The sequence below is a fragment of the Rhodococcus sp. P4_C10 genome, assembly GCF_056402135.1.
Genome location: NZ_JBFUHZ010000075.1, coordinates 1 through 8,125 on the forward strand (window position 1 = coordinate 1; position 8,125 = coordinate 8,125).

Annotated in this window: 9 protein-coding genes; 3 read left to right on the forward strand and 6 right to left on the reverse strand. The window is 70.2% G+C overall.

Going from position 1 to position 8,125, the window contains the following annotated elements; translation table 11 throughout:
* The 3 genes from AC1DWC_RS26305 to AC1DWC_RS26315 all read right to left on the reverse strand — a co-directional run.
* On the reverse strand, positions 1–908 hold a 908-nt coding region (locus AC1DWC_RS26305), incomplete at its 3' end, for a DUF222 domain-containing protein (RefSeq protein ID WP_477912782.1).
* 98 nt (positions 909–1,006) lie between these two features.
* Positions 1,007–1,423 (reverse strand): hypothetical protein, encoded by a 417-nt coding sequence (locus AC1DWC_RS26310; protein WP_477912784.1) that lies wholly within the window; start codon positions 1,421–1,423, stop codon positions 1,007–1,009.
* A gap of 181 nt (positions 1,424–1,604) precedes the next feature.
* The gene (locus AC1DWC_RS26315; protein ID WP_477912786.1) at positions 1,605–2,414 is read right to left on the reverse strand and encodes an enoyl-CoA hydratase; all 810 of its coding nucleotides are present in this window, start codon (positions 2,412–2,414) and stop codon (positions 1,605–1,607) included.
* Positions 2,415–2,601: 187 nt separating this feature from the next.
* On the opposite strand from AC1DWC_RS26315, the gene AC1DWC_RS26320 reads away from it, so the two are divergent.
* Positions 2,602–3,360, forward strand: coding sequence for an SDR family NAD(P)-dependent oxidoreductase (locus AC1DWC_RS26320; protein WP_477912788.1), 759 nt, complete (start codon positions 2,602–2,604; stop codon positions 3,358–3,360).
* Positions 3,361–3,439: 79 nt separating this feature from the next.
* Here the strand turns inward: AC1DWC_RS26320 and AC1DWC_RS26325 are convergent, their stop codons facing one another.
* Together AC1DWC_RS26325 and dapD are read right to left on the reverse strand one after the other, a co-directional pair.
* On the reverse strand, positions 3,440–4,834 hold the full coding sequence (locus AC1DWC_RS26325) for an amino acid permease (RefSeq protein ID WP_477912790.1): 1,395 nt from the start codon (positions 4,832–4,834) through the stop codon (positions 3,440–3,442).
* The gene (dapD, locus tag AC1DWC_RS26330) at positions 4,834–5,787 is read right to left on the reverse strand and encodes a 2,3,4,5-tetrahydropyridine-2,6-dicarboxylate N-succinyltransferase (RefSeq protein ID WP_477912792.1); all 954 of its coding nucleotides are present in this window, start codon (positions 5,785–5,787) and stop codon (positions 4,834–4,836) included. The genes AC1DWC_RS26325 and dapD overlap by 1 nt, the downstream gene beginning before the upstream one ends.
* Before the next feature lie 99 nt (positions 5,788–5,886).
* On the opposite strand from dapD, the gene AC1DWC_RS26335 reads away from it, so the two are divergent.
* Both AC1DWC_RS26335 and dapE read left to right on the forward strand, forming a co-directional pair.
* Positions 5,887–6,852, forward strand: a complete 966-nt coding sequence (locus AC1DWC_RS26335; protein ID WP_477912794.1) for an SMP-30/gluconolactonase/LRE family protein — start codon at positions 5,887–5,889, stop codon at positions 6,850–6,852.
* Positions 6,853–6,896: 44 nt separating this feature from the next.
* Positions 6,897–7,982: a succinyl-diaminopimelate desuccinylase gene (gene dapE, locus AC1DWC_RS26340; RefSeq protein WP_477912796.1), complete on the forward strand. Its 1,086-nt coding sequence runs from the start codon at positions 6,897–6,899 to the stop codon at positions 7,980–7,982.
* A 55-nt stretch (positions 7,983–8,037) separates the two neighbouring features.
* Here dapE and AC1DWC_RS26345 read toward each other — a convergent pair.
* On the reverse strand, positions 8,038–8,125 hold an 88-nt coding region (locus AC1DWC_RS26345), incomplete at its 5' end, for an MspA family porin (protein ID WP_477912798.1).

Here is an 8,125-nt window from a genome sequence, read left to right on the forward strand (position 1 = left end):
TTCCCCACCCAGGCACCGGTCGCGGGGGTGGGCGCCGTCGCCGCCACCGCGTCCTTGAGTGCGTCGACGTCGATGGTGACCGTGACGTGCGGGCGTTCCCCACCTTCCATCGGGCCACGAGCGTTGTCGAGGTGTCCGCGGATGATCTGGGCGAAGGCGTCGGCGCGGCGCTTCTGGGCCGAGCGGTTGTCCCGGGTGGCGTTGCCGTCCTCGTCGGTGCCCGGGTGCGGCTTCGACAGGCCCGACAACGCGGTCTGGAGGGCCTCGCCGGACTCGGCGTCGAAGCTGCCCCTCACGAGCACCCGACCTCCGAGGGTGGCGCTGGCGTGAAACTCGTTGAGTTCCGGGTTCTCTGCGTCGGACGGGAGGTCATTGTCGCGCTCGAACAGGATCTCCATCTCGCGGGCCCGGTTGCGGAGTTGTTTGGGGTCTTCGACGCGGGCGGCGATGAGCAGGTAGGCCTCGCAGTCGTCGGCCCGGGCGCTGTTGGGGTCGGGGTGCTCCCAGTCGGTCCCGTCGGGTGCCGGGTCGATGTCGAAGTCGCGGGTGAGTTTCGCGAGTCGGTCCAGGAAGTTGACGATCACCTGCACGTGGCCGAGTTCGATCCGTCCCTCGTTCAGGACGTCGGCGATCTGGGGGTGCAGGGGCAGTTCTCGGGAGAGGCGGACGATCTGCGATGCGTGGGCGGGGTGCATCCGGGTCGTGCCGGCGAGCCAGGCGGTGGTGTCCGCGGCACCGGCGTGTTCGGGCAGGCATCTTTGATCCGCCTCGTGCACGAGTCGGACGAGGAGTGCCTCGCGTCTGCGCATGTCCTGAACCAGCTCCGGCACCGCCGCAAGTATCTCGGTTTCGTCGAGTCGCCATGCCTCGACCCCGGCGGGGTCGGTGAGCATGGCGTCGAGTTTCATACATCGAATTCTACTCGCACGCACATTCGATTTCTAGTGTATTTATGCTGGTCAAAAGGTATGTGATCCGGAAATCTTCCTGTTCGTGACTCGCCCGGTCATGATCTGGATGCCAGGCATCGTCGGGCTTCCTTCACCGCGTTGGCGTCCTCTGGAAAATGCATTTCGGTCTCTGGCCAGACGGTGCTCTGTCGGGCTGATTGGTCCACACTGACGAGCGGTGCGCTGTCGGCGATCACCTTCAGCGCTTGCCCCTCTGGGGGAAGTGAGCCCCCGCCCAATCCCCACACGCCGTGGGAGGTCGAACCGTCGCTCCTCCGGAACTGCATGGCGATTGCGTAGTAGTTGTCGAATGGCGACACGGATGCCTTGCTGCGGGTCCAGGGGTCGCGGACAGCGACTGCCTCGAGCGGCTCGAGGGGGTCGGAGGCCGGCTTGCCTACGATCAGGTCCATCAGGCTGGAGTCGACAGCGATGCAGTCCGCATCAGGCGCACGGCGGATGTCGGCGGTCACGACGGCTACCAGCCATGTGACTGCAGCGGCTGCGGTCAGCGCAACCACCACCGCTCGCCATGACCAACCCTTACGTCCGGCCAACTGTCGCCTCCCGATTTCACTGCGAGGCGGATCCGTCGCCACTGGGTGTTCGTGCCTGGGGGATGGCGACGATGTGGATGGCACCGGCCCGGCCGACCTACTTGCTGTCCCGGAACACCGGCTCCCGCTTCTCCCGCCGCGCGAGGGTGGCCTCCTCGAAGTTGTCGGTCATCAGCCGGACCATCAGCTGGCCCAGTCCCTCCTGGTTCATGTGCTGGGCCATCGACGACGCGTCCAGGCTCGACCACAGCGTCCGCTTGGTCAGCTCCACACCGGGCCGGGAGAAGGCCGCGATCCGTTCCGCCAGTGTGAACGACTCGTCGAGCAGGTCGGGGCCGTCGACCAGGCGGGAGACCAGGCCGATCCGCTCGGCCTCGGCGGCGTCGATGTCGCGGCCGGAGAGCATGATCTCGAACGCCCTCGACGAGCCGATCGCGCGAGGCAGCAGATAGCTCAGACCGAGTTCGCTGGCGGTCAGCCCGTTGTTGATGCCCGCCGCCCGGAAGTAGGCGTCGCGCGAGGCCAGCCGGATGTCCGCGGCCAGCGACAGGCAGAACCCGCCGCCGATGGCGGCGCCGTTGACGGCGGCGATCACCGGCTGGTGCATGCGGCGGATCGCCAGCACCACGTCATCGAGGATCTCCATGGCGCGCAGCGCGATCGACGGCCTGGTCAGTCCGTCGATGTGTGGCGGGCTGCCGGCGGAGGACTGGTCGGCGCCGGAGCAGAACCCGCGGCCCGCGCCGGTGAGCACCACCGCACGCACCGAGTTGTCGTTGCTGATCGACTCGAGGGACTCCTTGAGCGGGACCATCACGTCGAAGGCCATGGCGTTCATCCGCTCCGGGCGGTTGAGGGTCACCAGGGCCACATTCTCGCGGGGCCGCTCGACCAGGACAAAGCTCACTGCCGGTCTCCTGTTCGACGACGGACGTTAGATCGCGCCGACACTACGGCGTATCCGGCGCCAACCCGACGAGACGCGCTCGCCAAACGCGTCGTCCGATTCCCGCCAGCGCCGAGTCCCGGGATTTCGCAGTCTGATTCAGGCGACCACGTCGCCACCTTCAGCAGATCTCCCGAAAGGACTCATCATGTCTTCGCGCCTGGACTCCAAGGTCTTCATCGTCACCGGCGGCACCTCCGGCATCGGTCTCGCGGTTGCCCGGCGGCTCACGGCGGAGGGCGCCGCGGTCGTGCTGGGGGCTCGCCGGAGGGACGTCGGCGAAGACGCTGCCCGGAACATCCGTGCCGCCGGCGGTTCCGCGATCTTCGTGCCGGCAGATGTGTCGGTGGAGGCGGATGCCGCGGCGCTGGTCGCCGCCGCGGTCGCCGAGTTCGGGCGGCTGGACGGGGCATTCAACAACGCGGGCGGCGTCAATGCGTCCGGTCCGGTCTCCGGTATCGACGGTGCCGACTGGGACGCGGAGCTCGCGCAGAACGTCACCAGCGTCTTCAACTGCCTCAAGCACCAGATTCCCGCGGTCCTCGAGACCCGCGGGGCGATCGTCAACAACGCGTCGAATCTGGGTGTCGTCGCGCTCCCCGAGGTCGCGCCCTACGTTGCCGCCAAGCACGCCGTCGTGGGCCTGACCAGGTCCGTCGCGCTGGAGGTTGCCGAGCGGGGCGTCCGGGTCAACGCCATCACCACCGGAGGGGTCGACACGCCGCTCTCCCGCGGGTCCATGGCACCCACCGACGAGGCGATGGCGCAGATAGCCGCCCTGCATCCGGTCAACCGCGTTGCGCAGCCGGACGAGATCGCACCGTTCGTCGCGTTCCTGCTGAGCGACGAGGCGTCGTTCGTCACCGGTGCGGCTCTGTCGATCGACGGCGGCTTCACCGCGCGCTGAGCGGGACCGAGGCACATGCGGCCCGGAGGTCCGCTCCGGGCCGCATGTGTGTCCGTCCGCTGCCCGTCGGGCGAGGCGGTCAGAGCGCGGCCTTGCGCCGCCTCGCGTTGAGCACGGACAGCCCGGCGATCACGAGAAACAGCACCGTCGTGGAGATCAGCTGGTTGCGGGCGTCGGCGTCGGTGAGCATCAACAGGATCAGCCCGATGAGGGCGGCCAGGGTGGCCCAGCTCAGGTAGGGGAAGCCCCACATCCGCAGGGTCAGCTTGCCCTCGGCCTCGAGCCGCCGGCGCAGCCGCAGCTGCGAGACCACGATGAAGATCCAGATCACCAGCAGCGCGGCCCCGACCGCGTTGAGCAGGATCGAGAGCAGCGAGTCCGGCAGCAGCCAGTTGAGCAGCACGCTGACGAAACCGAAGAACACGGACAGCACCACCGCGTTGGTGGGCACCCCGGTCTTGGACAGGCCGCCCAGCAGCGCAGGACCGTCGCCGCGACGGGCGAGCGAATAGGCCATCCGGGAGGTGCCGTAGACGTTCGCGTTGAAGGCCGACAGCAGCGCCACCACGACCACCAGTTCCATGAAACCGGCGACGTAGGAGATGTGCGCCTGGTTCAGGACGGCCACGAACGGCCCGCTCTGCAGCTGCGGCGAATCCCAGGGCAGCACCAGCACCATGATCGCGATCGAGCCGATGTAGAACACGCTGATGCGCCACACCACGCTGCGCACGGCCGTGGCGATCGAGTGCTCGGGGTCCTTCGACTCCGCCGCGGCGATCGTCACGATCTCGATGCCGCCGAACGCGAACGCGACCACGAGCAGTCCCGCGGCGATGCCCGCGAAGCCGTTCGGCATGAACCCGCCCTGGCCGAACAGGTTCGTGAACCCGACCGGGTCGGTGTCCGGCAGCAGCCCGAAGACCAGCAGCACGCCGATGACGAGGAACGCCACGATGACGGTGACCTTGATGGCCGCGAACCAGAACTCGAACTCCCCGAAGTTGCTGACCTTTGCCAGGTTCACCACCGCGAAGAAGGTGACGAAGACCAGCGCGACCACCCACTGCGGCACCCCGGGCAGCCAGCCGTGCACGATCGCCGAGGCGCCGGTGATCTCGGCGCCGAGCACCATGATCAGCATGAACCAGTAAAGCCAGCCCATCGTGAAGCCGGCCCACTCGCCGATGCCGATGCGCGCGTAGTGGCTGAACGAGCCGCTGGCCGGGATCGCGGCGCCCATCTCGCCGAGCATCCGCATCACCGCGATCACCACGATGCCGGCGATCACGTACGAGATCAGTACGGCGGGGCCGGCCTTCGCGATGCCCACGCCGGTGCCCAGGAACAGGCCGGCCCCGATGGCGGACCCGAGGCCCATCATCGTCAGATGACGGACCTTGAGCCCGTGGCCGAGGTGGCTGGTGTCGCCCTGCTCCTCGAGCGGCGCCGGGGAGGTCGAGTTCGCGGTCATCAGTCGTTCGCGTGCAGGGCGGCGTTCAGCTCGACGCCGGTGCCCTTGTGCGCGACGACCTCGACCGCGCCGCTGACGGAGTTGCGGCGCAGCAGGATGTTGGAGGTGCCGTTGAGGTCCTTGGCCTTGACGACGGTGCCGTCCGGGCCCTGCACCTTGGTGCCCGCGGTGATGTAGAGGCCCGCCTCGACGACGCAGTCGTCGCCGAGTGAGATGCCGAGGCCGGAGTTCGCGCCCAGCAGGCAGCGCTTGCCCACCGAGATGACCTCCTTGCCGCCACCGGAGAGGGTGCCCATGATCGACGCGCCGCCGCCGACGTCGGATCCGTCGTCGACGACCACGCCGGCCGAGATGCGGCCCTCGACCATCGAGTTGCCGAGGGTGCCGGCGTTGAAGTTCACGAAGCCCTCGTGCATGACGGTGGTGCCCGACGCCAGGTGCGCGCCGAGACGGACCCGGTCCGCGTCGGCGATCCGCACGCCGGACGGGACCACGTAGTCGACCAGACGCGGGAACTTGTCCACGCCGTAGACGGTGACCGGGCCGCGGGCGCGCAGCTTGGCGCGGACCAGCTCGAAGCCCTCGACCGCGCAGGGGCCGAAGTTCGTCCACACCACGTTCGCGAGCAGGCCGAAGACGCCGTCGAGGTTCAGACCGTGCGGCTGGACCAGGCGGTGCGAGAGCAGGTGCAGGCGCAGGTAGGCGTCGTGCGCATCGAGGGGGGCGGCGGTCAGGTCGGCGATGGTCACGCGGACCGCGACCTGGCGGACCCCGCGGGCCTCGTCCTCGCCGGTCAGCGCGGACAGCTCGGCGGGCACGTCGCCGGCTTCGAGTACGACGGTCCCGGCCTGGTCGAACTCGCCGAGGGCGGGCTCGGGGTACCAGGTGTCGAGGACGACGCCGCCCGTGGTCACGTTTGCGATGCCGACTGCAGATGCTCCCTGAATGCTCACGGGCAGTCAGGGTACCGGCCGGGCCGGTGAACCCCTACCGGCCCGCGTCCGTGGAACGGGCAGTGACGAGATGATCTTGGTCGACGAAGGGCCACACGGATGACGGCACGACGGGGACGCACGGGGCTCACCGGGGCGATTCGGCTCGGGGGAGTGGGACTGCTGCTCGCGGCGGCGGTGGCCGCCCTGCCGGTGGGCGCGGCGTCGGCGGCGCCGACCGGGTCGGTGGGCGGGACCCCGACCTGCCCCGGCGCGGGGCGGGCCCCGGTGCTGGTGGGCACCGTGCCCGGCGCGGTGCTCGAGGGCGCCGCGGTGGACGGCGCCGGCCGGCTCTACGTCACCGACCTGGTCAGCGGCCGGGTGTTCCGCCTCGCCGGCCCCGGAGCGCCCGCGGTGCCGATCGCGACGGTCCCCAGCGGCGGTGCCGGTGCGCTGGCCTGGGCGCCGGACGGCGGGCTGCTGGTCGGCTATGGGGCCGACGCCCGGGTGCTGACCGGCGATGCGACGCGGTCCGCGGGCATCGTGAAGGTGGACGTGAACACCGGAGCGGTCCGGCCGTTCGCGTCGGGCCTGAGTGCGGCGAACGGGATGGCGGTGGCCGCGGACGGCACCGTCTACGCGACCAACGACTTCGGTTCGCTGGTCGGGCGGGTGCTGCCGAACGGGGTGGTGCAGCCGGACTGGGCGGTGCTGCCCAGCGCGAACGGCGCGGCGCTCAGCGCCGACGGCCGGTACCTGTACGTCTCGCGGACCTTCGCCAATCCGGGAGTGAGCCGCATCCCGGTGGCCAACCCCGGTGCGCCGGAATCGCTGGTGACCTTCCGAGGCGGTGACGTGATCGCCGCACCGGACGGCCTGACGCTGGACCCGCAGGGCCGGCCGATCGTGCCGACCGACATCGGCGGCGAGATCCTCCGGGTGGACGGTCCGGAGCAGTTCTGCGCGCTGGCGTCCGGACTGCCGGGCTCGAGCGTGCTCACCTACGGCAACGGGGCGTCCGGGTTCTCGGCGGGCCGGCTGTTCCGGGCCGGCTTCGACGGCGCGATCTACGAGACAGGCGCCTAGCGCTCGTGCGCGGCAGAGCCGCCTAACCTGGTCGGGTGACCTCACTGCCTCGCGTGGACCTGCACGCCGACCCCATCGACCTGACCGCCGCGCTGGTGGACATCCCCAGCGTCTCCCAGGACGAATCGCTGATCGCCGACGTGGTGGAGGCCGCGTTGCGCGAGCAGACGACGGGCTTCGAGGTGATCCGCAGCGGCAATTCGGTGCTGGCCCGCACCAACCGCGGCCTGCCCAGCCGGGTGATGCTGGCCGGGCACCTGGACACCGTGCCGATCGCGGACAACGTGCCGAGCCGGCGCACCGTGGACGCGGCGGAGGGCGACGTGCTGCACGGCTGCGGCACCGTCGACATGAAGTCCGGCGACGCGGTGTTCCTGCACCTGGCCGCGACCGTCTCCGACCTCGCGCACGACCTGACGCTGGTGTTCTACGACTGCGAGGAGATCGCCGCGCAGTACAACGGGCTCGGCCGCATCGAGCGCGAGCTGCCTGAGTGGCTGCAGGCAGACGTCGCCGTCCTGGGTGAGCCGTCCGGCGGCTTCATCGAGGCCGGCTGCCAGGGCACCCTGCGGGTGCGGCTCACCGCGTCCGGCACCCGCGCCCACTCGGCGCGGTCCTGGCTGGGGGACAACGCGATCCACAAGCTGGCCCCGCTCCTCGCGCGGCTCGCGGACTACCAGCCGAGGTCGGTGGACATCGACGGCTGCGTGTACCGGGAGGGGCTGTCGGCGGTGCGGATCTCCGGGGGCGTGGCGGGCAACGTGGTGCCCGACGCGGCCGACGTGGACGTCAACTTCCGGTTCGCGCCGGACCGCAGCGTCGAGCAGGCGATCGCGCACGTCCGCGAGGTGCTCGGTGGCTTGGACCTCGACCTCGAGGTGACCGACTCCTCGCCCGGCGCGCTGCCCGGTCTGGGCGCCCCGGCGGCGGCCGCGCTGATCGAGGCCGCGGGCGGGCAGTTCCGGGCCAAGTACGGCTGGACCGACGTGTCCCGCTTCTCCGCGCTGGGCATCCCCGCGGTGAACTACGGCCCCGGCGACCCGAACCTGGCGCACAAGCGCGACGAGCGCGTCCCGGTGCAGCAGATCACCGACGTCACCGCCGTCCTGCGCGGGTACCTCAGCGCCTGAACGCGTCCGGCCCCGCCTCGGTGAACGAGGCGGGGCCGGAACGGGTGTGGCTGTCTCAGCCGATGCTGAAGGGCTGGCCCCACAGGGTGGTGGTGCTGGTGACGGTGTCGGTGTTCACCGTGACGGTCGCGAAGGAGCGGGCC